We start from the raw sequence: 21,470 nt of genomic DNA, 5'->3' as shown, positions 1-21,470 counted from the left end.
GAATCGCGGCATTCTGCGGCGTCGAAGGTGCAAGCCGGTATTTCCAACGAGAAGGATCGATGCTGCATGAGCGTGATGATCAAGGAAAGCCCGATCAGCGAAAAGGATATGATCGACCAGGCCGAGACGGCGCTGGCCGACATTTCCAGGGTTCGCGATGGCGTCGGCCGCGTCATCTTCGGCCAGGAAAGCGTTGTCGAACGCACGCTGGTGGCGCTGCTGGCCGGCGGCCATGCGCTGCTGGTCGGCGTGCCCGGCCTCGCCAAGACCAAGCTGGTCGAGACGCTGGGCATCGTGCTCGGCCTCGATTCCCGCCGCATCCAGTTCACGCCCGACCTGATGCCGTCCGACATTCTCGGCTCCGAGGTGATGGAGCAGGACGAATTCGGCAAGCGTTCTTTCCGCTTTATCTCCGGGCCGATCTTCGCGCAGCTGCTGATGGCCGACGAGATCAACCGCGCCTCGCCGCGCACCCAGTCGGCGCTGCTGCAGTCGATGCAGGAATACCACGTCACCATTGCCGGTGTCCGCCATGACCTGCCGGCGCCGTTCCACGTGCTGGCAACGCAGAACCCGCTAGAGCAGGAAGGCACCTATCCGCTGCCCGAGGCGCAGCTCGACCGCTTCCTGATGCAGGTCGACATCCTCTATCCGGAAATCGAGGCGGAGCGCCGCATCCTGCTGGAAACCACCGGCATCGAGGACGCCAAGGCGCAGAACGTGCTGCAGCCGGCGCGACTGAAGGAGATCCAGACCTTGATCCGCCGCATGCCGGTGCCGGAAAGCGTCGTCGAGGCGATCCTCCAGCTGGTGCGCTCGGCGCGTCCCGGCCAGGGCAACGCCGAGACCGACAAGCACGTCGCCTGGGGCCCGGGCCCGCGCGCCAGCCAGGCGCTGACATTGTGCGCCCGCGCCCGCGCCCTTTACGACGGACGGCTGGCGCCGTCGGTCGACGACATCAGAGCGCTGGCCGAGCCGGTGCTGCAGCACCGCATGGCGCTGACCTTTGCCGCCCGTGCCGAGGGCACGACCGTTCGCGACGTGGTGGCGAAACTGGCAAAAGGCATCTGATGGCGCGTATAGGCGAGGCCCAGGCACCGGCAGCGACGCGTGACGCGCTCGCCCGCGGCCGGTTGCGGGCGTCGCTGGTCCCTGACCTGCTGGTCGAGGCGCGCCGCATCGTCAACACGGTGATCGCCGGCTGGCACGGCCGCCGCAAGCGCGGCATCGGCGAGAATTTCTGGCAGTTCCGGCCCTATGTCGAAGGCGATTCCTCACGTATCGACTGGCGCCGCTCGGCCCGTGACGATCACATCTATGTGCGCGACCGCGAATGGGAAGCGGCCCATACGGTGTGGCTGTGGGCAGATCCCTCGCCCTCAATGCTCTACAAATCGACCGGAGCCCCCGTCTCGAAGGAATCCCGCGCGCTGGTGCTGGCGCTGGCCATGGCCGAGCTTCTGTCGCGCAGCGGCGAGCGTATCGCCTGGCCCGGGCTGACCGATCCGTTCACCGCCCGCAACGGCGCCGAGCGTATCGCGGCGCAACTCACCCATGCCGGCGAATTGCCGGCAAAGCCCGACCTGTCCGGCATTCGCCGCTTCTGCGACATCGTCATCGTCAGCGATTTCCTCGATCCGGTCGAGGACACCATCGCCTGGCTCGACGTGCTCGCCCGCCACGGCGTGCGTGCCCATCTGATCGAGGTCGCCGACCCGGCCGAGGAGAGATTTCCCTATGCCGGCCGTACCGAATTCACCGATCCCGAGACCGGCGACAAGCTGACCGCCGGCCGCGCCGAAACGCTGGGCGATGAATACCGCCTGCTTTACATCGCCCGCCGCCAGGAGCTGACCGACTGGTGCAAGCGGCTCGGCTGGAGCTTCACGGTCAACCACACCGATCGCCTCGCCTCCGATGCGCTGGTGCGTGTCCATATGGCGATGACCGTCGATGGCAGCTCAGCCGGGAGGATCCGCGCATGAGCTGGCTGCCGCTCTCCTTCGGGGCGCCGATGGTGCTGTGGGGCCTTCTGGCGCTGCCGGTGATCTGGTGGCTTTTGCGGTTCACCCCGCCCAAGCCGCAAACCGAGATATTCCCACCGCTGAAGATCCTGGCCCGGGTGCTGAAGCGCGAGGAGACGCCGCAACAGAGCCCGTGGTGGCTGACGCTGCTCAGGCTGCTGATGGCCGCCCTTATCGTTGCGGCGCTGGCCGAACCCGTCTTCAACCCGCGTGAAAAACTGCCGGCCGAAGGCGCCGCCCTTGCGCTGGTCATCGACAATGACTGGGCAAGTGCCGCCGACTGGGGCCAGCGCGTCGCCACGGCCGAACGGCTGATCGCCGATGCCAGCTCCAACGAGGTGCCTGTCATCATCGCCTTCACCGCCGAAAAGCCGAATGCCGAGATCGGCCCCTTCGACGCCGCCGCCGCGCTCGACCGGCTGCGCGCGGCAAAGCCGAGGCCGATCCCGACCGACCGCCCTGCCGTCTACGCCCGCGTCGCGGCAACCCTGGAGAGCTTGCCGGGCGCCAGCGTCGCCGTGCTCGCCGACGGTCTGGCGGCGGAAGGTGACGAGGCCGCCTTCAACACGCTTTTGTCGAAGAACGCCGCCCGTGTCGTCTGGGCCGTTTCCGACAGGCCTACCTTGATCGGCCTGACCGGCGCCGACAACCAGGTGGACGGCTTCGAGCTGACCGCCATCCGCGCGCCGGGCGATCCGGCGCCGGCTCAGGTGACCGCCGGCGCCTTCGACGATAAGGGCCGCCGCATCGCCGACGCCACGCTGACCTTCTCGCCGGGCGAATCCACCGCCACCGGCACGATGGCGGTGCCGTTCGAGCTGCGCAACGATTTCGCCTCGATCACGCTCGACGGCCAGCGGCAGGCCGGCGCCGTACGCGTGCTCGACGAGAATTCCAAGCGCCGCCGCGTCGGGCTGCTGTCGCAGGCCGAGGCCGACCAGGCGCAGCCGCTTCTGTCGCCGCTCTACTATATCAGACGCGCGCTGCAGCCCTTCGCCGATCTGGCTGAGCCGTCGAGCGCCGATCTCGCCGACGCCATCCCGCAGCTTCTCGACCAGAAGCCGGCGATGATCGTCATGGCCGATATCGGCACCATTCCGGAGCAGGTGCGGCAAAGGCTGGTCGACTGGGTCGACAATGGCGGCACGCTGGTGCGGTTCGCCGGCTCGCGGCTGGTCGCCGGCGGCAATGACGACGATCTGCTGCCGGTCAGGCTGCGCACCGGCGAGCGCTCGCTCGGCGGCGCGCTGTCGTGGACGACGCCGCAGGCGGTCACCGATTTTCCGAAGACCGGCCCCTTCGCCGACCTCGCTCCGCCCGCCGAGGTCACCGTCACCAGGCAGGTTCTGGCTGAGCCGACGCCCGATATCGTCGAGCGCACCTGGGCCACGCTTGCCGACGGCACGCCGCTGGTGACCGGAATGAAGAAGGGCAAGGGCACGCTCGTCCTGTTCCATGTCACGCCGGAGGCGACCTGGTCGAACCTGCCGATCTCCGGCAGCTTCGTCGAGATGCTGCGCCGCATCGTGCAACTGTCGCGCAACCAGGGTGCGGCGGTCGCCAATGCCGAGGCCGCCGCCACTTCGCTGGCGCCCTACCGCATGATATCGGCCGACGGCACGCTGGTGCCGCCGACGCCGGATGCAAGGCCGCTGGTGCCGGGTGCCGGCCCGCTGCCGGTGACGTTCGAGAACCCGCCCGGCCTGTACGGCTCCGAAACCGGCGTCTTCGCCCACAATCTGCTCAATGCCGAAAGCAGCTTCGCGCCGCTGGTCCGTCCTCAGATCACCGTGCCGGTCACCACCATCCAGTACGCTTTCGACGAATCGCACAATTTGAAAGGCCCACTGGTGGCGGCAGCACTGTTGCTGATGGTGCTCGACACGCTGGCCGTGTTCTGGATGGGCGGCCTGTTCTCGCGCCGGCCGCGCCGCGCCGGCACTGCTGCCGCAACCACCGCCGCCCTGCTGATTGCGCTCGGCGCCCTGGGCGGCCACACCGACATCGCCCGCGCCGACGATGCCAAACCGGGCGATGACCGGGCGATCGAGGACATTTCGAAGACCCGGATCGCCTATGTGCAGACCGGCGAACAGAGCGTCGATTCGATCAGCCGGGCCGGGCTGGAGGGCCTGACCCGCTTCCTGATCGAGAAGACCGCGCTCGAGCCGGGCGCGCCGGCCAGCGTCGATATCTCGAAGGACCAGCTGTCCTTCTATCCGCTGATCTACTGGCCGATCGACCCTGCCGCGCCGATGCCGAGCCAAGCCGCGATCGCCCGCGTCGACGCCTATATGCAGCAGGGCGGCACGGTGCTGTTCGACACGCGCGACCAGTTCGCCACCGGCATCGGCGCGGATTCGACCAGCCCGGCGACGGAGCGGCTGCGCGACATCCTCGGCAACCTCAACGTGCCGCCGCTGGAACCGGTGCCGTCGGACCATGTGCTGACCAAATCCTTCTACATCCTGCCTGAGTTTCCCGGACGCTTCGCCGGCAGCCCGCTCTGGGTCGCGGCGTCGCTCGAAGCCAGCAACACCGAGAACCGCCCGGTGCGCACCGGCGACGGCGTCTCGCCGATCATGATCACCGCCAATGATTTCGCCGGCGCCTGGGCGGTCGACGAGAATGGCGACCCGCTTTTGCCGACCGTGCCGTCGGACCCGATGCAGCGCATTTACGCGCTGCGCGCCGGGGTCAACATCATGATGTACATGCTGACCGGCAATTACAAATCCGATCAGGTGCATGTGCCGGTGCTGCTCGAACGGCTGGGGCAGTAAGCCATGAATTGGTCGCTCGCCTTCGAACCGCTCATTTCCTGGCCGCTGCTTGGCCTGGTGCTGGCGCCGCTGTTGCTGCTGGCACTGGTCGGCCTGTGGTTTCGCCAGCGCGGCGCGGTCTTCCGTTTCGCCGCCCTGCTCGCGCTGGGTGCGGCCCTGCTCAACCCTGTGGCCCTCGACGAAGAGCGCGAGGCGCTGAAAAGCGTCGTCGTCGTCGTCGTCGACCGCAGCCAGAGCCAGGACATTGGCGAACGCACCAAGCAGACCGACGAGGCGCTGGCCGGGCTTCAGCAGCGCCTCGGCCGCTTCAAGCAGTTCGACGTCCGCGTTGTTGAGGCCGGCAAGTCGGAAGCCGCCGAGGAGCGCACTGAAACGCGGCTTTTCGGTGCGCTTGAAAGCGCTTTCCGCGACGTGCCGCCTTCGCGCATCGGCGGCGCCATCATGATCACCGATGGCGAGGTGCATGACGCCCCCGCCGGCACACCCGACTTCCACGCCCCGCTGCACGCCCTGATCACCGGCAACGACCAGGAAAAGGATCGTCGCATCCGCTTCGAGAATGCGCCGCGCTTCGGTCTGGTCGGCAAGCCGCTCGAAATGACCTATCGCGTCATCGGCACCAACAATGAGGCCGGCTCGGTCGATGTGCGCGTGTCGGTCAATGGCGAGCAGGTTTCGGTCGAGCGCGCCATCATCGGCCAGGCCATGCCGCTGCAAGTGACCATTCCCGGCGCCGGCCGCAACATCGTCGAACTCGCCATCGATCCCGAGCCCGGCGAACTCACCGACACCAACAACCGCGCCATCGCGCTCATCGACGGCATTCGCGAGAATTTGCGCGTGTTGCTAGTCTCCGGCGAGCCGCATGCCGGCGAGCGCACCTGGCGCAATTTGCTGAAGTCCGACGCCTCGGTCGATCTGGTCCACTTCACCATTCTGCGGCCGCCGGAAAAGCAGGACGGCACGCCGATCAACGAATTGTCGCTGATCGCCTTTCCGACGCGCGAGCTATTCGTCGAAAAGATCAAGGATTTCGACTTGATCATCTTCGACCGCTACCAGCACCGCGACGTGCTGCCGATCCTCTACTACGACTACATCGCCGAATATGTCGAAAAAGGCGGCGCGCTGCTGATCGCGGCAGGGCCCGAATATGCCGGTGAAAGCTCGATCGCCCGCACGCCTTTGATGTCGGCGCTGCCCGCGATGCCGACCGGCGAAGTTGTCGACAAGGCCTTCTATCCACGCCTCACCGAGCTCGGCCAGCGCCATCCGGTGACGCGAGGGCTCGACGGCTCCGCCACCGAGCCGCCGCACTGGAGCCGCTGGTTCCGCACCATCGGCGTCGAGAACCCCGAGGGCGAGGCGGTGATGAAGGGCGCGGACAACCGTCCGCTGCTCCTGCTTGACCGCAAGGGCGAAGGCCGCGTTGGCATGTTTCTGTCCGACCAGGGCTGGCTATGGGCGCGCGGCTTCGAGGGCGGCGGCCCGCATGTCCAGCTCTATCGCCGCATCGCCCATTGGCTGATGAAGGAGCCCGAGCTCGAGGAAGAGCGGCTGACCGCCGACGGCCGCGGCATGATGCTGGAAATCCGCCGCCAGACAATGAGCGACGACCCCGGCCCGGCGCAAATCATCACCCCGTCCGGCAAGGCGCTGACCGTCAAGCTCGAGAGGGCCGAGCCCGGCGTCTTCCTGGGCAGCATCGAGACCAATGAGATCGGCCTCTACCAGGTCGGCAATGGCGACCTGAAGGCGCTTGCCCATGTCGGCCCGGTCAATGCGCCTGAATTCACCGACGTCGTCTCCACCGAGGGCCGGCTGAAAGCGCCGGCCGAGGCCACCGGCGGCAGCGTGCGCCGGCTGGCGCCATCATCGGCACTTGGGTCGACCATCGGCAACCTCACAGGCGGCGTGACGCTGCCCTCGGTCGTCCCGGTCCGCGCCTCGGGCGCCGCGAGCGGCAACGACTGGATCGGCCTGCGCACCACCGACGACAGCGTGCTGAAGGCGGTCTCGCGCGTGCCGCTGTTCGGCGGATTCCTCGGCCTCGGCCTGCTGCTTCTGGCATTGGGCTCGATGTGGTACCGCGAAGGGCGGTAGCAGCATCGTCTTTCCTTCTCCCTTGTGGGAGAAGGTGGATTGGCGCGTAGCGCCAAGACGGTTGAGGGGTGTTGGACGGAGTGTCGGCAGTGCCAAGCTGGAGCACCCCTCATCCGACCGAGCTTCGCTCGGCCACCTTCTCCCACAAGGGGAGAAGGAAGAACGCGAACCGCACTACTCCTCCGGCTCCGTCGTGAACATCAGCGGATAGCCCTTGGCTTTGCCGGCATCGGTCGCCCGCGTCGCCTTGGTCTCGGCGACGTCCCTGGTGAAGACGGCGACGACGCAGACGCCGCGCTGATGCGCGGTGATCATCACCCGCCGCGCCTGGTCTTCGCTCAGCTTGAATTCGCCCTTGAGCACCGTCACCACGAACTCGCGCGGCGTGAAGTCGTCGTTGAGGAGGATGACCTTGTAGAGCTTCGGCCGTTCGATCTTCGGCTGCGTCTTGGTGCGGGGTTTTGTCGTGATTTCAGGCATCGGAACCCGGCAGTTGCGCGCAAGAATTTCGCTTTTATTCTGACATGAACGAAAGCGATCGTCCATTTTGAGCCGCGCGCAAACCGCCTTCCAAGCGGGTGCGGCCGTTCACAAGTCCGTGCCTATGTGGGAACTGCCGGTTGCCATTCAACGGCTTGGTGCAGCGAAGCCCGGCGGGAATTTCGATTGGCTCCGCGACAGATGCCGCCCATCTGGAACGAAAAAGAAGACCGCTCCAGGCGCATCGCAACTGGAGCAGTCTTCTTAGTGGACAAGAGATGTCGCTGGATCAGGCCTTCGGAGCTGCCTTGACTGCGTGCTTCTTGTGCTTCTTGACGGTCTTCTTGGCGGCGACCTTCTTCACCATCTTGGCCGGCGCAGCGGTCGTCGCGGTCGTCGCAGCCACGGTCGTGGTGGCGGCGTTGGCGCTGCTGGCGCCGAGAACCGGCATCGAGAAGGCAAGCGCGATGGCGAGACCGAGAGCGGAGAGGAGGGACTTTTTCATGGCTTCGTTTCCTTGTTGTGCAGATCGGATTGAGGGTCACTGAACGGGGTCGATCGGTGTCACTCCAAGCAGCTTCAAAGCGTTGGCGAGCATCCGGATTCCCTGTGCCTGTTTCTTGTTGGCGCAGAACCGGTTTCCCTTCCTTTGAAGTGCCTTCGCCGCGGTGACCTGCGTTGCCGCGGCATGGGTTTCGAGGGCTTCGTCGAATTGACGGCTCAGATCGCTGCAACGCCCGCTCCGGGTGATCGCCGCCTTTGTATCGGCCACCTTTGCATCGGCCACCTTTGCATAGGATTGTTCGACCGCGGCGGTGATAAGCGAGATGCCGAGCAACACACCCATCAAGCTGATCGAGAACCTTTGCATTGGTTTGTCCGTAATCCCGTAACGCGTGCCGCAGCCGATGACCTGACCGCCACGGCACCACTTATGCCTTTGATTTTTTTCGGGAGTTTTTCCGAACTGTAGAATTTTGTTTCTGGATTGTTTCTGAGCAACCTGTTCGGGGTCGCTTGTCGTCACCGGCCAACATATGGCCTGAATTCTATCGTGTGGGTGATTATCGAACGGCGGTTTCAGCCATCAGTGACAGCAGGGCTCTCAGTGAAATCCGACGCGCACATACTGATCGTCGACGACGACAAGGGCATTCGCGACCTGCTTCAGGAGTTCTTCCAGAAACGGGGGCTGCACACGTCGGTCGCCGCCGACGGCACCGAGATGGAAGCCGTCCTGCGCCGCGCGCAGGTGGACCTTATCGTTCTGGACGTCATGCTGCCCGGAAAGAGCGGGCTGGAGCTTTGCCGCGATCTTCGCGCCAACCATGCGACACCGATCATCATGCTGACCGCCGTCACCGAGACGACCGACCGCGTCGTCGGGCTGGAAATGGGCGCCGACGATTACGTGCCGAAACCTTTCGATCCGCGCGAGCTGCTGGCGCGGATCCGAGCCGTGCTTAGGCGCAACGGCGCCGCCGAGCCGCGGCGGCCCACCTCGCGGCAGATTTACCATTTCGCCGGCTGGACGATGGACTGTTCGCGCCGCCGGCTGATGGCGCCGGGCGATGTCAGGGTCGAGCTAACCATGGCGGAGTTCAACCTGCTGCAGACTTTCGTCAAGAGCGCGCAGCGCGTGCTGAGCCGCGACCAGCTCATCGAACTGTCAGGCGGCGACAGCGGCTACAGCTTCGATCGCAGCGTCGACATTCTGGTCAGCCGGCTGCGGCGCAAGATGGAGGACGACCCGAAAACGCCGAAACTGATCCTGACCGTGCGCAGCGGCGGCTACCAGTTCTTGCCCGAAACGACCTCAGAATGAGACGCGTCCTGCCGCAGACCCTGCCCGTCTGGGTGCTGCTCATCGTCATCGCCGGCCTGCTGATCAGCCAGATCACGACGCTTTACATCGTCTCGCGCGACCGTGCCGCCGCCAACGACGTGGTCGATCTCTACAGGCTCAATGATCGCGCCTTCTCGCTGGTGCAGCTGATGCATGCCGCCTCGCCCGAAGCACGCAAGGCCACCGCATCCGGCCTGTCCAACGCGACCTACGCGCTTACCGTTTCGGACACGCCCGCCGTCGCCTCGTCGATAGCGGGCGACGACGAACTGGCCGAACTGGAGGACATATTGGTCGGGCGGCTGTCGAAATTCGGCATTACCGATGCGCGGGTCCGGCGCGATCCGGCGACACGGGAAGCCGACGATGGGGGCGCGATCGAGGGTCGCGATGTCGGCGAGGTCGAGCGCGACCTCCTGGTGCTGGCCGCCGATTTCGCCCAGAGCGACAAGCTGACAGCGTCGCTCCGCTTCGCCGACGGCCAATGGCTGAACTTCACCGAGCCGAACACACCGATGGGGCCGATATTGAGTTTCGACAGCCTGCCGCTCTATGCCTTGATCGCCGGGCTGGTGGTGGCCATGTCGATATGGTCGCTGCGCCGGCTGACCGCGCCCTACCGGATGATGGAAACCGCGGTGAAACGGATCGGCAACGACCTGAAGAGCCCGCCGATCGCCGAGACCGGCAGTCGCGAGATCCGCACCGCGGCAAAAGCGGTCAATGCCATGCAGGCAAGGCTGCGCGACTATGTCGAGGATCGCGAACATCTTGCGGCAGCGCTCGCGCACGACCTGCGCACGCCACTGACAAGAATGCGGCTGCGTCTCGAACTGCTGCGGAAATCGACAGTTCGTGCCGCACTCGCGCACGATCTCGCCGATATCGAGGAGATTGCCAGCTCGGTGATCGACTTCGCCACCTTCGAGGTAACCGAGGAGAAGAGCGAACGGATCGATTTCTGGTCGCTCGTGGAATCGGTCGCCGACGGCTACGAGGAGGTTTCGTTCGACAATGACGACACGCGGTCGCGCGGCATCATCTGCCTTGCGCGGCCGGTCGCGCTCAGGCGCTGCGTCACCAATCTCGTCCAGAACGCCGTGACCTACGGCAAGAGGGCGCATCTCAGCCTGCATCGATCGGGAAAGACGATCACGCTAGCCATCCGCGACGAGGGGCCAGGCATACCGCAGGCCGAGCTCGACGCCGTGTTCGGCTCGTTCGTGCGCTTGGAACAGTCCCGCAACCGCCAGACCGGCGGCCTCGGCCTTGGCCTGACGATCGCCCGCAACATCGCCCGCGGCACCGGCGGCGAGGTCAGCCTGTCCAATCATCCCGGCGGCGGCTTGCTGACCGAGCTGAAATTGCCGCTGGCGTAGCTGGCGGTATCGGCCAAGCCGGCATTCCTTCGCGCCCCCCTCTGTCCTGCCGGCCATCTCCCCCACTTGGGGGGAGATCGGCAGTTTCGCAGACGGCTCTCACATTCCAACGTTTGTAGTTGGCGAAATCGGCAATGACAGCCAATCTCCCCACCTGTGGGGGAGATGTCCGGCAGGACAGAGGGGGGCGCGAAGGAGCGCGGCAGTTGTTTTTTTCTCTCCTCCCGAGGAGAAAACTACCGCCTCAACACCGCGCTCAACACATCCCTGATGCCGATGGCGCCGACGAAGCGCGACTGATCGTCGAACAGCGCCACGGGCGCGGTCTGCGAGCGGTGCATGGCCAGCATCACCGTCTTCAGCGAGGTGCCGGGATTGGCCCAGAACACCTGCGCCGTCTCCTCCGGCTGCGCCTCGACATCGGCGCAGGACACCCAGAACGCCGGCTTGCCGTCGCGCTCGGCCGCCGCCACCAGCCCGTGCTCGTCGATCTTGAAACGCGTCGTCTTGCGGCGGTCGAGCCACACCCAGCCGTCCTCGCCGTGGTCGAGGTCGCGGCGGTCGCGCATCACGTTCCAGGCGGTCAGCACCGAGAGCGGATTCACATTGGCGATGAAGTCGCGGACATAGTCGTTGGCGGGGCGCAGCACGATGTCTTCCGGCGCGCCCGTCTGCACGATGCGCCCGCCTTCCATGATGGTGATATGGCTGCCGATCTTCAGCGCTTCCTCGAGGTCGTGGCTGACGAAGATGATGGTCTTCTTCAGCTCGGCCTGAAGCTGCAGCAACTCGTCCTGCAGCTTGGTCCGGATCAGCGGGTCGAGCGCCGAGAACGGCTCGTCCATCAACAGGATCGGCGCTTCGGTGGCAAAGGCGCGCGCCAGCCCAACGCGCTGCTGCATGCCGCCGGAAAGCTCGTGCGCATATTTCTTCGACCATTGGTCGAGATTGACCAGTTTGAGCTGGCGATGCACGCGCTCCTTGCGCTCGGCTTCGGGCACGCCGGCGAGCTCGAGGCCGAGGCCGACATTCTCCTCCACCGTGCGCCACGGCAGCAGGCCGAACTGCTGGAACACCATCGCCACCTGCTTCTGCCGCAGCCGCCGCAGGGTCGCCTCGTCGCAGGTGACGACATCGACCGTCTTGTCGCCATCCTTGACCAGAACCTGGCCGCGCGAAACGACGTTCAGTCGGTTGACGGCGCGCAACAGCGTCGACTTGCCGGATCCGGACAGGCCCATGAGCACGGAAATCTCACCCTCATGCACGGTGAGGCTTGCCCCGGCGCAGCCCAGCACATTGCCGGTCTTTTCGAGGATCTCGGCGCGGGTGGCGCCGCTGTCGATGAGCGCGAGCGAGCCGGCCTGGTCGCTGCCGAAGACGATGTCGACATTCTTGAAATCGACGGCGACGGTCATTTCTTGCCTCCAACGCCAATGCGGGTCATCCGGTCGAGCACGATGGCCAGCACGACGATGGCGAGGCCGGCCTCAAGCCCGAGGTCGATCCTGCGCGAGCCGAGCGCCCGGTTGATCTCGGTGCCGAGGCCGCCGGCGCCGATAAGGGCCGCGAACACCACCATCGACAGCGACAGCATGATCGACTGGGTCAAGCCGGCCATGATGGTGGGCAGGGCCGAAGGCAGCTCGACCTTCCAGAGCAGTTGGCGCCTGGTGGCGCCGAAGGCCTCGCCGGCCTCGATGATCGATTTCGGCACCGAGACGACACCGAGATGGGTGAGACGGACCGAGGTCGGGATGACGAAGATGATGGTGACGATCAGGCCGGGCGCATTGCCGAGCCCGAACAAGGTCAGCACCGGGATCAGGTAGACGAAGGTCGGCAGCGTCTGCATCAGGTCGAGCACCGGCAGCATGATGCGGTAGACCTTCGGCTTGTGCGCGGCCCAGATGCCGAGCGGCACGCCGATCGCCATCGAGGCGGCGGCGGCGGCAACCACCAGCACCAGCGTCTCCACCGTCTGCTTCCAGAGGTTCTGGTTGAGGATGAACAGCAATCCGATGAAGACGGCGAGCGCCAGGCCCTTCGAACGCTGCAGGACATAGGCGAGCAAAGCGATCAAGGCGATGAGCAGGACGGGCGGCAACAGAAGAAGTCCGTCGACCATCCCGTCGAGCAGGAAATTGAGGCCGTTGGAAAAGGCCCTGAGGACGGTGTTGAAATTGTCGGTGAGGAAGGTGAAAAAGGCCTTTCCCCAAGCGCCTATAGGGATCTTGTAGCTGACCAGGAATTTGGAAATCGGATCCATCTAGCCCCTCTTCTATCGGCGCCGTCCTTGCCGGATGGTCATCTTGTCACAGGATATGAAAAAGGGCAGCCCTTTCTACCGTGGCTGCCCTCGTTTCGATTATTCCGAATTCAAGGTTATCGGCTCAGCTTCCGAGCGCGGTCTTGACCGCCGCCGCCGCGTCGCCACCGTCGAAAGTGGTCACGCCGGCAAGCCAGGGGGTAACTGCATCCGGGTGCTTCTTCAGCCAGTCGGTCGCGACCGTATTGGCGTCGCCGCCCTTCAGGATCGCGTCCATCATCTCGCCTTCCATATCCAGATTGAACTTCAGATTGGCGATGAACTTGCCGACATTCGGGCATTCCGTCATGTAGCCCTTGCGCACGTTGGTATGCACGGTGGCGGCGCCGAAGCCGCTGTCGCCCATGCCGTCGAGATAGGCGAGTTTCATGGCGCCCATCACCGGATGCGGCGTCCAACCGAGGAAGGCGATCCATTCGTTGTTCTTCATCGACTGCTCGGCCTGGGTGAGCATGCCGGCCTCGGAGGATTCGACCAGTTCGAAGCCTTCGAGATTGGCCGCCGGGTCCTTGATCATGTCGAGGATGATGCGGTTGCCGTCATTGCCGGCCTCGATGCCATAGATCTTGCCGTCGAACTTGTCCTTGAACTTGCCGAGATCGGTCAGCGTCTTGACGCCGGCGTCCGCGACATAGGCCGGCACGACGATGCCATAACCGGCACCGCTAAGGTTTTCGCTGACGGTCTCGACCGAGCCGTCTGCGGTGTACTCCTTGATGTCGGCGGTCATCGACGGCATCCAGTTGCCGAGGAAGACGTCGAGGTCCTTGTTCTTCAGCGACGCGTAGGTCACCGGCACCGAAAGCTGGATCACTTCCGGCTCGTAGCCGAGCGCAGTGAGCAGCACCGAGGCGACGCCGGTCGTCGCTTGAATATCGGTCCAGCCGACATCGGAGAGACGCACCGTCTTGCAGCTTTCCGGATCGGCGGCGAAGGCTGCACTGGTGGACAGGAAAGCCGCCAGGCCGAGGCCGGCGACGAAGGAATTGAGACGCGACATAAAAATTCTCCCATTTCGATTCTTTGGCGAAGCGAAGTTACGGTTTTTATCTCCGCTTTGTTTCGTCAGCCAAACACCATTCTGGTGCGGTTTCAAGCAATAAGGCAATCGCGATCAACGGCGCGGACTGGCCGATCAGCGACACGCTGCCTGCTGCTCCAGCCGCTTTTCTGCTGGCCAGCCGCTTTTCCGATGAAATGCGCCTTTCCGGTGGAATGTGAGGACGCCCCCTCCCCGCGCCATGCGAACTCGGCTTAAAAGGGCGGCATGGCCAAGCTGTACTTCCACTATGCGACGATGAATGCCGGCAAGACGACGATGCTGCTGCAGGCTTCCTACAATTACCGCGAGCGCGGCATGACGACGATGCTGTTCGTCGCCGGCCACTACCGCAAGGGCGATACCGGGCTGATCTCGTCGCGCATCGGCCTTGAGACGGAAGCCGAGATGTTCCGCGACGGCGACGATCTGTTCGCCCGGGTCGCCGAGCATCACGACCATACGACGGTGCATTGCGTCTTCGTCGACGAGGCACAGTTCCTTGAGGAGGAGCAAGCATGGCAGCTCGCTCGCATCGCCGACCGGCTGGACATCCCGGTGATGTGCTACGGCCTGCGCACGGATTTCCAGGGCAAGCTGTTTTCCGGCTCGCGTGCGCTTCTGGCGATATCAGACGAATTGCGCGAGGTGCGCACCATCTGCCGCTGCGGCCGCAAGGCGACGATGGTCGTGCGCCTTGGCGCCGACGGCAAGGTGGCGAGACAGGGCGAACAGGTGGCGATCGGCAAGGATGTCTATGTCTCGCTCTGCCGCCGCCATTGGGAAGAGGAAATGGGCCGCGCCTCGCCCGACGATTTCATCGGCTTCACCTAAAGCGCACATACTTTTGTGCGACATGCATTGAGCCTGACCAGCGCTATTTCGCTTTCATCGGTGCCCAGCTACGATCCAGGCGGGGGCCAAAATGAAAATTCTGCAATTCACGGTCGACTGTCCATATCCGCCGGTTTCGGGCGCCGAAATCAGGAACGCCGCCAATGCGCGGGCGCTCACCGCGCTCGGCGAAGTTCTGACCGTGAGCTTCACTGGCGGGCCGGCGCCCTTCCCGCCGCCCAACATCCGGCACCGGATCATCGAGGCGGCCCGCGGTCGCGGCCCCTGGCAGAAGCGCAGCGCGCATCCGACCGTGCATTTGATCCCGGCCGACGAACTGGCCGAAGCGGCCGCGATCTGGAAAAATTTCGCGCCCGACCTCGTCGTGGTCGAAGACATCGCACTTTCGCAATTGCTGGCGTTGGCCCCGGAGCTTGGCGGTCGGACCGTCGTCGACCTGCACAACATCGATTCGCGCACGCTGGCGGACCGCATCGGCGCGCTGTCCTTGTGGCAGCGTCTGCGGCGTTTTCGCGAGCATCGGGCCAAGATTGCCCAGGCACGCGAAGCCGATATCCTCGCCGCGAAGACGGCCGACCAGGTCTGGGTCTGCTCCGAAGCGGACCGGGCGACGCTGGCACTGGGACCGGCCCCTGCCCCTGACTTCGTCAAGGTGATCGTCAATCCCATCCCCGACGAGACCATGCTTTCCCTGCCGATTGCCGACCGGCGATACCAGGAAATCCGCCTCTGCTTTATCGGCCACCTCGGTTACTTCCCCAACATCGACGCGGTCAAGCAGATCGGTCGCAAGATGGTGCCGCGCTTTGCGGCGTCCGGCCGCGACTGGTCGATCACCGTCGCCGGCAAGAACCCGCGCGGAATCGTGCGCCACTACTGCGCTAAGCACGGGCTCAATCTCGTCGAAAACCCACCGCGCCTGCCGGACCTGCTGGCCGCCGCCGGCTATGCGCCGATCCCGCTGAGGTTCGGTGGCGGAACCCGCATCAAGGTGCTGGAGGCGATGGCCGCAGGACTGGTCGTCTGCGCCACGAAAAAGGCCGTCGAGGGGCTCGGCCTGGAAGCAGGCACGCACTTTCTGTCCGGCAGCGATGCCGGCGAGCTTGCCGCGACAATCGTGACCTTCGCCGCAGAGCCGCAGAAGGCCGCTAAGATGGCCGCCGCGGGGCGGGCGTTCGCGCGCGACAGGCATTCCTTCGCAGCGATCGAACGGACGATCCTGCAGGCCGTCGACGACCTGTCGGCGCGGCTGCCGGATTGAGCATCGGCCCTTCCGCAATCCCGCCATCATGCGGCGTTTGTGAAGGCCGGCCGCCAAGCCATAACCTCACATTGGCAACGCCGGTGCAGACTCCCTCTGGCGCAACGTTGCAACGGGCTGTGGACAAGGTAGAAGATGAACGCCTGTCCGGTCGTCCCGCCGGGCCGCAGGGGGGAAGTGTCGACAAGATGGAGCAACTTTCCGCACGAGCAAAGCGCCTGCTCGGTTTCGACCGCGCCGGGCCTTTGCGATCCAATTTGCGGCGATTGAAGGGCAAATATCGCATAGCGATGGCGCGCCTGCGCCGGAGGCAAACGAAAGCCACCGTGATCGGCATCACCGGCAGTTCGGCCAAGACCACGACGGCGGAGCTTCTGGCTCATATCCTTGAAGGCAGCGGTTCCGTCCACAAATTGACGGTGAGCAACACATTCAACCGGCTGATCGAAAAACTTTGGCACTTGCCGCGAAATTCAGCCTATGCGGTGATGGAATTAGGGGTCATGGCCAAGGGGGACATGGCGCGGATGGCTTCGGTTCTGAAACCCGACATCGCCATCATGACGCTGATTGCCGACGAGCATCACTCGGCATTCGGCGGCAGAGCTGCTGTCGCCGCAGAGAAACAGGCGCTGGTCGAGTCGCTGGCACCGGACGGCCTCGCCATCCTGAACGTCGACGATGATCTTATCGCGGCGATGGCACTGAACACCGTTGCGCCGTCCGTGACCTTCGGCCGCTCGGAGCGCGCCCGATACCGCGCATGCGACATCCATGCCGCTTATCCTCAGCGGCTGAGCATGACGATACACGGGCCAGGCGGCGCACTTGCGCTCAGAACACGCTTCATCGCCGAACATTTCTGGCTTGCCGTGGCCGCAGCGGCCGCAGCGGCGCTGGAGCTCGGGGTCGATGCCAGGATTATCGCCGAAAGGGTCTCTACCTTCGAGCCGATGCCGACCCGGTGCGGCGTATGGCAGGTGCGTGGCGGGCCGACGTTCTTCGTCGACACGGCGAAGACGCCATTTCATTCGCTCGGGCTGGCCTTCGACATGCTTGGCCGTGCCGATGCCGGCTACAAGCGCGTGGTGCTTGGTCATATCGCCGACTATGCCGGCAAGCCGGCAAAGGCCTATGGCAGCGCCTATCGCGCCGCGCGCGCCATTTGCGACCAGATTGTCTTCGTCGGCGAGCATGCTCATCGTTCGGGTGCGGCACAAGAGGATCGCGACGGTGGCCGCTTCCTCGAAATGCGCTCGGTCCGCCAAGTCGCCGAGCACGTCAGGGCCACACAACGGCCGGACGAAGTCATTCTGGTCAAAGGCTCGCGAAATCTGCATCTCGAACGCATAGCCCTTGCCGCAGACCACGATGTTCGCTGCTGGGAGCCGGTTTGCGGATATCCCAGAAGCTGTCTGGAGTGCGGGAAATACCTGATTCCATTCGAGCAACATCGGGAGATACGCGCAGCCGAGAAAGATGAACTGCGCGCGGTACGAAAACGCGCGAGCCTCTGGCGGCGCTTCACGCCCTTCCCGCGTCGTCCTTCAACCTGACTGGGCCGAAGACGTCGTCCATGACCGGCTTGATGTCGCCGACATGCGCGCCGAGCACCAGCAGGAGATCGTCCGCCGTGGCGAGGCTGGCCGCCAGCCGCAGCCCTTCCTCGTAACTGCCGGCGTTGTGGATCCGGGTTTCCGCCACGCCGCAGTTCATCAGACCTGCCTTGAGCAACTCGACAATCTTGGCTGGCGGCCGTCCGCGCCGGAAGATCGGCTCTTCGTAGCATATGAAAATGTCGAATCCCGGCGTGATCGCAGCGGCGACCCGCTCGTAGTTGAACCCTGGGCGATTGCCCCAGCAGCTGACCATGCAAAGACGCCGGCCCGAAACCGGGATTCGGGCCACTGCCGCAACCAAAGCCCGCGTGGCGGGCGGACTGTTGGCCCGGTCAACCACGATCCGGAACGGATACTGGTCAAAAATGTTGAACCGGCTGGGCAAATCTTCTGCCGAATTCGATAGCGAAAGCAGCGCCTCGGCAATGACGGCCAAAGGGACGCCGAGGGCGTCGGCAAGTGCGGCCGCAGCCATTGCGTTGGCTATGTTGTGGCGCAGGGCTCCGTTCATCGAGGAAGGCAGTTGCCAGGCGTCGACGACCAAATGGCGTGCGTCGCCCTGGCGGCGAACGATCCATTCGCGGCCCGCTTCATGTTCGACCACGAAAGCGACGTGACCTCCAGCAATGTGACGCCTGACCAGATCGTCTTGTGTCTCGAAGCCGAACAGCGTGACCCGGCCCGGGCGATATTGCTCCGCCAGCAAACGGCACGACGGGTCATCAGCACCAAGCACGACGCGCCGAGCGGCGTCTGTCACCTTGCGTTTCAGCCTGGCCATATCGGCAACGGTTTCGATGCCGTCCATGCCGATCTGCTCGTCCTGCACGTTGAGCAGTGCCGCCACGTCGCAACGTCCGAGGTAAAGCCCTCGCCGGTTAAGGCCGCCGCGCGCCGTCTCCAGAACCGCGGCGGTCACGTCGGGCCTGGCGAGCACAGTGCGCGCGCCGCTGTAGCCAGCGCGGTCGCCACTCTGGATCATCTGTCTGCCGACATAAATGCCGTCGGTCGTCGTCAGGCCGACGACATGCCCCTGACATTCGAGAATACGTGCCAGCATCCGGCTCGTCGTGCTCTTGCCGACGGAACCGGTGATCATGGCGACCGGCATCCTTGACCGCATCAGCCCACGCACTTGCGCGCGCAGCCGCCGCCGGAATTGTTTCAGTCCATTGCCGAAGTTCAAGGCGCCGCCCAGCCAGATTCCATGCGCCATTGTCGCGTCGGCTGACCAAATGTCCAGTGGCAGCCTGTCGACCGGGAAGAAACGCAATTGGTTGCTTTGTGACGGCAGTTATGCTATTGATTTGGGTATGGTGCTGATTGCGCCAACCACCCGCCGCGAGGCGGGTTTTTTGTTTCAGGCTTCGGCGCCATCCTTTATCGGCCTGCTAATCTTCCACCTTCCCTTCCCCCCATGCCACACATATATTCGCGGCGGTTCGCGACACGAAACAGATGCCGAAGCGGGAGGCCCCTATGGCGACATTGCAGAATTTCGATGCCGAAATTGCCAAGACCAAGCAGGTCGTGCAGGACATGCGCACGAAAATCGAGCAGTCCGGCACGGTGCTCGACACGCTCGCCAAGACCGACAAGAAGATCGGCGACGCCAATTTCGACCTCGAGAACGCCCGCATCGAGGATGTGCTGAAGCAGCAGAAGGTGATGGAAGGCAACATCGCCGACCTGATCATCGGGCTGGAGGACGCCACCAACGTCTTCGGCGCCGAATTCGAGAGCATGAAGAACTACACCGGCTGGGAAAGCTTCATCGGCATATTTTCCAGTCAGAGCAAGCAGCGCATGCGCACCGACCGTGTCCGCAACATGTCGCTGGCCGGCAATCTGCAGGAGCTGCTGGCGAAATCCGATACCATCGTCGGCATCCTCAAGGCGCAGAAGCAGGTTCTCGACCAGCGCTACAAGACCTCCGAGGCCAGCCTGTCGCAGGTGATCGAACGCCGCAAGACAACCATGTCCAATCTCGAGACCGTGCAGAAGCGCATCGAAGAGCTCAACCCGATGCTGCTCGACATCGAGAACAAGATCGCCGCCTCGACCAGCCAGAAGGAGCGCACGCAGCTTGAAGGCGAGCGTTCGAAACTGGCGACGGAATACAACGAAAAGCAGGCCAAGGAGCAGGAGCTGCTGGCCGAAAGCCAGACGCTGGAACGCTACACCTCGATGTTCCAGACCTTCGTCGATTCGCTCAACAACCAGATCGCGGCACAGTCGACGCTGATCAACAAGCTGACCATCGATACCGAGCAGCGCATCGTGCTCTACAAGGCGCTGGAAGACTCGCTGAAGACCGCCGCCCAGCAGGACGTCGCCCACAAGATCAACACGCTGGGCAGCCAGGTCGACAACACCGCCGAGGAGACCATGGCCGGCATTGGTGCTGCCTCGCAGAAGCACATTGGCGATCTCCTCGAAATGCACGAGAAGAACATGGTGGCGACCGCCGACATCCAGCGCCGCAAGAAGCTGGCCGACGATGCCTTTGCCCGCCGCTTCGACGACGTGCTGAAGAAGCACAATGCGGCAAACTACGTGCAGTCGTAATTGCTGCGCTCGCATACCTCCCAAGGGCTGGCTGCATGACCCCCGAAAACGAAGCGGCAACGCGTTATTTCTCGGCGATCACGGCAGCGCTCAGCGGCCTCGAAGTGTTCATGCGCGACGATCGCTCGCCGCTCTACCGGCACGGCATCGTCGCCAAGATCGTCGCCGAATATATTGCGCGGCTCGACAACTCCTTTGCCTGCTGGCGCAACCGGCTGGGTTTCATGGAGACGTTCCGCATTTCGCGCGCCGAAAGCGGCTTTCCGGTTTTCCAGAACCTGCTCGAACTGGAGAACGACCGCCGCCAGGCCGATACGCGTCTCGCCAACATACCGCTGGCCGACGAGTTGCGCGAGGAAATGGCCGACTTCATCCTGCGTCACAAGCAATTCCCCGAAGCGCTGCAGAAGTCGATGGCCGAGCGGCTCTATCTGGAGGGCGTCAAGGGCGAGACGACCTTCGGGCCCTTCACATTGGCGCAGACGGCAAAAGTCTCGGTCAATCCGAAGACGGGGCGGCCTTACTACCTCGTCCATTGGGCCACCTTCGACGGCAGCGCCAACCTGCCGCTGGTCTACATGGTGACGGTCGAGGATTCCTCCGAAGAGATGATCGAGCAGCTTGTCGACCGCAACGGCAAGCTCAACGAGAAGGTCGACATTCCGCTTCCCGTTGAAGGGCTGCTCAATCCCGAGCTTGCCCATCGCTTCGATGACTTCACCGAGAAGAATTCCGCCTACACGCTGTCGCCGGCGACGATCGCCGTCAACCTCGACAAGGATTTCGAGCCGCTCCACCCGAAGCAGCTGCGCCGCGTCGTGCTCGGTCCCTTCTATTCGGCAGGGATCACCGAGAACAATTCGACGGTGACCGACGTTCTGGCCAAGGTGCGCAAGCCGGAAAACGCCTGGCTCCTGACCTGGACCATCCAGGAGGTCTATTCCAAGGCCGAGAAGCCAGGCCGCAAAGGTCTGTTTTCAAGCGAGAAGACGACGCAGGAGTTCTTCATCGACACCGACGACCTGGAGGCTGCGCGGCAGGGCGTGTCGAGCTACGAGAACCACGCGCTGATTCCGCATGAGGCCTATCAGGCGCTCTACGCCGCCGGCGAGGCGCAGAAGATCTTTTCGGGCTACAAGGTCCACATCCTGTCCAAAGGACAGGTCATCAGTGACGTCTGACCG

General features: G+C 64.2%; 19 protein-coding genes. 12 read left to right on the top strand and 7 right to left on the bottom strand.

Annotation, left to right across the window (positions count from 1 at the left end):
• Positions 1–66: 66 nt before the first annotated feature.
• From EJ075_RS18610 to EJ075_RS18595, 4 genes are read left to right on the top strand one after another with little or no spacing between them, the layout of a single operon-like run.
• Complete coding sequence (locus EJ075_RS18610) at positions 67–1,071, top strand: MoxR family ATPase (RefSeq protein WP_126105251.1); 1,005 nt, start codon at positions 67–69, stop codon at positions 1,069–1,071.
• Positions 1,071–1,985 (top strand): DUF58 domain-containing protein, encoded by a 915-nt coding sequence (locus EJ075_RS18605; RefSeq protein WP_126105250.1) that lies wholly within the window; start codon positions 1,071–1,073, stop codon positions 1,983–1,985. The genes EJ075_RS18610 and EJ075_RS18605 overlap by 1 nt, the downstream gene beginning before the upstream one ends.
• Complete coding sequence (locus tag EJ075_RS18600) at positions 1,982–4,807, top strand: DUF4159 domain-containing protein (protein WP_126105249.1); 2,826 nt, start codon at positions 1,982–1,984, stop codon at positions 4,805–4,807. Before EJ075_RS18605 ends, EJ075_RS18600 begins: the two co-directional genes overlap by 4 nt.
• A gap of 3 nt (positions 4,808–4,810) precedes the next feature.
• On the top strand, positions 4,811–6,910 hold the full coding sequence (locus tag EJ075_RS18595; protein ID WP_126105248.1) for a hypothetical protein: 2,100 nt from the start codon (positions 4,811–4,813) through the stop codon (positions 6,908–6,910).
• A 174-nt stretch (positions 6,911–7,084) separates the two neighbouring features.
• Here EJ075_RS18595 and clpS read toward each other — a convergent pair whose 3' ends face one another.
• The 3 genes from clpS to EJ075_RS18580 all read right to left on the bottom strand — a co-directional run bounded on the left by clpS (position 7,085) and on the right by EJ075_RS18580 (position 8,261).
• Positions 7,085–7,390, bottom strand: coding sequence for an ATP-dependent Clp protease adapter ClpS (gene clpS, locus EJ075_RS18590; protein WP_126105247.1), 306 nt, complete (start codon positions 7,388–7,390; stop codon positions 7,085–7,087).
• Positions 7,391–7,679: 289 nt separating this feature from the next.
• Positions 7,680–7,895, bottom strand: a complete 216-nt coding sequence (locus EJ075_RS18585) for a hypothetical protein (protein ID WP_126105246.1) — start codon at positions 7,893–7,895, stop codon at positions 7,680–7,682.
• A gap of 36 nt (positions 7,896–7,931) precedes the next feature.
• A complete protein-coding gene (locus EJ075_RS18580) occupies positions 7,932–8,261 on the bottom strand; it encodes a hypothetical protein (protein WP_126107369.1) in 330 nt (109 codons plus the stop codon).
• Between the two features lie 237 nt (positions 8,262–8,498).
• Here EJ075_RS18580 and EJ075_RS18575 point away from each other — a divergent pair, with 237 nt between their 5' ends.
• Together EJ075_RS18575 and EJ075_RS18570 are read left to right on the top strand one after the other, a co-directional pair.
• The gene (locus EJ075_RS18575) at positions 8,499–9,215 is read left to right on the top strand and encodes a response regulator transcription factor (RefSeq protein ID WP_095484205.1); all 717 of its coding nucleotides are present in this window, start codon (positions 8,499–8,501) and stop codon (positions 9,213–9,215) included.
• Positions 9,212–10,615: an ATP-binding protein gene (locus EJ075_RS18570; protein WP_126105245.1), complete on the top strand. Its 1,404-nt coding sequence runs from the start codon at positions 9,212–9,214 to the stop codon at positions 10,613–10,615. The genes EJ075_RS18575 and EJ075_RS18570 overlap by 4 nt, the downstream gene beginning before the upstream one ends.
• Before the next feature lie 236 nt (positions 10,616–10,851).
• Here the strand turns inward: EJ075_RS18570 and choV are convergent, their stop codons facing one another.
• From choV to EJ075_RS18550, 3 genes are all read right to left on the bottom strand, one after another.
• On the bottom strand, positions 10,852–12,033 hold the full coding sequence (gene choV, locus EJ075_RS18560; RefSeq protein ID WP_126105244.1) for a choline ABC transporter ATP-binding protein: 1,182 nt from the start codon (positions 12,031–12,033) through the stop codon (positions 10,852–10,854).
• Positions 12,030–12,884, bottom strand: coding sequence for a choline ABC transporter permease subunit (gene choW / locus EJ075_RS18555; RefSeq protein ID WP_095484202.1), 855 nt, complete (start codon positions 12,882–12,884; stop codon positions 12,030–12,032). Before choW ends, choV begins: the two co-directional genes overlap by 4 nt.
• Before the next feature lie 124 nt (positions 12,885–13,008).
• Entirely contained in the window at positions 13,009–13,944 is a 936-nt protein-coding gene (locus EJ075_RS18550; RefSeq protein ID WP_126105243.1) for a choline ABC transporter substrate-binding protein, read from the bottom strand.
• A 23-nt stretch (positions 13,945–13,967) separates the two neighbouring features.
• Here EJ075_RS18550 and EJ075_RS18545 point away from each other — a divergent pair, with 23 nt between their 5' ends.
• The 4 genes from EJ075_RS18545 to EJ075_RS18530 all read left to right on the top strand — a co-directional run bounded on the left by EJ075_RS18545 (position 13,968) and on the right by EJ075_RS18530 (position 17,655).
• The gene (locus EJ075_RS18545) at positions 13,968–14,165 is read left to right on the top strand and encodes a hypothetical protein (RefSeq protein WP_095484200.1); all 198 of its coding nucleotides are present in this window, start codon (positions 13,968–13,970) and stop codon (positions 14,163–14,165) included.
• Between the two features lie 46 nt (positions 14,166–14,211).
• Positions 14,212–14,817 carry a thymidine kinase gene (locus tag EJ075_RS18540; protein ID WP_095484199.1) on the top strand — a complete coding sequence of 202 codons (606 nt, stop codon included), beginning with the start codon at positions 14,212–14,214 and terminating at the stop codon, positions 14,815–14,817.
• A gap of 91 nt (positions 14,818–14,908) precedes the next feature.
• On the top strand, positions 14,909–16,099 hold the full coding sequence (locus EJ075_RS18535; protein WP_126105242.1) for a glycosyltransferase: 1,191 nt from the start codon (positions 14,909–14,911) through the stop codon (positions 16,097–16,099).
• A gap of 188 nt (positions 16,100–16,287) precedes the next feature.
• Complete coding sequence (locus tag EJ075_RS18530) at positions 16,288–17,655, top strand: Mur ligase family protein (RefSeq protein ID WP_126105241.1); 1,368 nt, start codon at positions 16,288–16,290, stop codon at positions 17,653–17,655.
• Here the strand turns inward: EJ075_RS18530 and EJ075_RS18525 are convergent.
• On the bottom strand, positions 17,624–18,934 hold the full coding sequence (locus EJ075_RS18525; RefSeq protein WP_126105240.1) for a Mur ligase family protein: 1,311 nt from the start codon (positions 18,932–18,934) through the stop codon (positions 17,624–17,626). The two genes, EJ075_RS18530 and EJ075_RS18525, sit on opposite strands and share 32 nt — an antisense overlap.
• 263 nt (positions 18,935–19,197) lie before the next feature.
• Here EJ075_RS18525 and EJ075_RS18520 point away from each other — a divergent pair, with 263 nt between their 5' ends.
• Entirely contained in the window at positions 19,198–20,286 is a 1,089-nt protein-coding gene (locus EJ075_RS18520) for a hypothetical protein (protein WP_126105239.1), read from the top strand.
• A 35-nt stretch (positions 20,287–20,321) separates the two neighbouring features.
• Complete coding sequence (locus EJ075_RS18515) at positions 20,322–21,467, top strand: hypothetical protein (RefSeq protein WP_126105238.1); 1,146 nt, start codon at positions 20,322–20,324, stop codon at positions 21,465–21,467.
• Positions 21,468–21,470 lie beyond the last annotated feature (3 nt).

The sequence above is a fragment of the Mesorhizobium sp. M6A.T.Cr.TU.016.01.1.1 genome (assembly GCF_003952585.1).
Taxonomy (GTDB): Bacteria; Pseudomonadota; Alphaproteobacteria; order Rhizobiales; family Rhizobiaceae; genus Mesorhizobium; species Mesorhizobium mediterraneum.
The sequence above is the reverse complement of the archived record's forward strand: the minus strand, read 5'-3'. Positions and strand labels throughout refer to the sequence as shown.

Bases quoted from the DNA above. Each gene is read 5' to 3' on its own strand.
- EJ075_RS18535 (WP_126105242.1), top strand. From the start codon at position 14,909: ATGAAAATTCTGCAATTCACGGTCGACTGTCCATATCCGCCGGTTTCG.
- EJ075_RS18515 (WP_126105238.1), top strand. From the start codon at position 20,322: ATGACCCCCGAAAACGAAGCGGCAACGCGTTATTTCTCGGCGATCACG.
- clpS (WP_126105247.1), bottom strand. From the start codon at position 7,390: ATGCCTGAAATCACGACAAAACCCCGCACCAAGACGCAGCCGAAGATC.
- EJ075_RS18610 (WP_126105251.1), top strand. From the start codon at position 67: ATGAGCGTGATGATCAAGGAAAGCCCGATCAGCGAAAAGGATATGATC.
- EJ075_RS18605 (WP_126105250.1), top strand. From the start codon at position 1,071: ATGGCGCGTATAGGCGAGGCCCAGGCACCGGCAGCGACGCGTGACGCG.
- EJ075_RS18570 (WP_126105245.1), top strand. From the start codon at position 9,212: ATGAGACGCGTCCTGCCGCAGACCCTGCCCGTCTGGGTGCTGCTCATC.
- choV (WP_126105244.1), bottom strand. From the start codon at position 12,033: ATGACCGTCGCCGTCGATTTCAAGAATGTCGACATCGTCTTCGGCAGC.
- choW (WP_095484202.1), bottom strand. From the start codon at position 12,884: ATGGATCCGATTTCCAAATTCCTGGTCAGCTACAAGATCCCTATAGGC.
- EJ075_RS18540 (WP_095484199.1), top strand. From the start codon at position 14,212: ATGGCCAAGCTGTACTTCCACTATGCGACGATGAATGCCGGCAAGACG.
- EJ075_RS18600 (WP_126105249.1), top strand. From the start codon at position 1,982: ATGAGCTGGCTGCCGCTCTCCTTCGGGGCGCCGATGGTGCTGTGGGGC.
- EJ075_RS18585 (WP_126105246.1), bottom strand. From the start codon at position 7,895: ATGAAAAAGTCCCTCCTCTCCGCTCTCGGTCTCGCCATCGCGCTTGCC.
- EJ075_RS18525 (WP_126105240.1), bottom strand. From the start codon at position 18,934: ATGGCGCATGGAATCTGGCTGGGCGGCGCCTTGAACTTCGGCAATGGA.
- EJ075_RS18595 (WP_126105248.1), top strand. From the start codon at position 4,811: ATGAATTGGTCGCTCGCCTTCGAACCGCTCATTTCCTGGCCGCTGCTT.
- EJ075_RS18520 (WP_126105239.1), top strand. From the start codon at position 19,198: ATGGCGACATTGCAGAATTTCGATGCCGAAATTGCCAAGACCAAGCAG.
- EJ075_RS18550 (WP_126105243.1), bottom strand. From the start codon at position 13,944: ATGTCGCGTCTCAATTCCTTCGTCGCCGGCCTCGGCCTGGCGGCTTTC.
- EJ075_RS18580 (WP_126107369.1), bottom strand. From the start codon at position 8,261: ATGCAAAGGTTCTCGATCAGCTTGATGGGTGTGTTGCTCGGCATCTCG.
- EJ075_RS18530 (WP_126105241.1), top strand. From the start codon at position 16,288: ATGGAGCAACTTTCCGCACGAGCAAAGCGCCTGCTCGGTTTCGACCGC.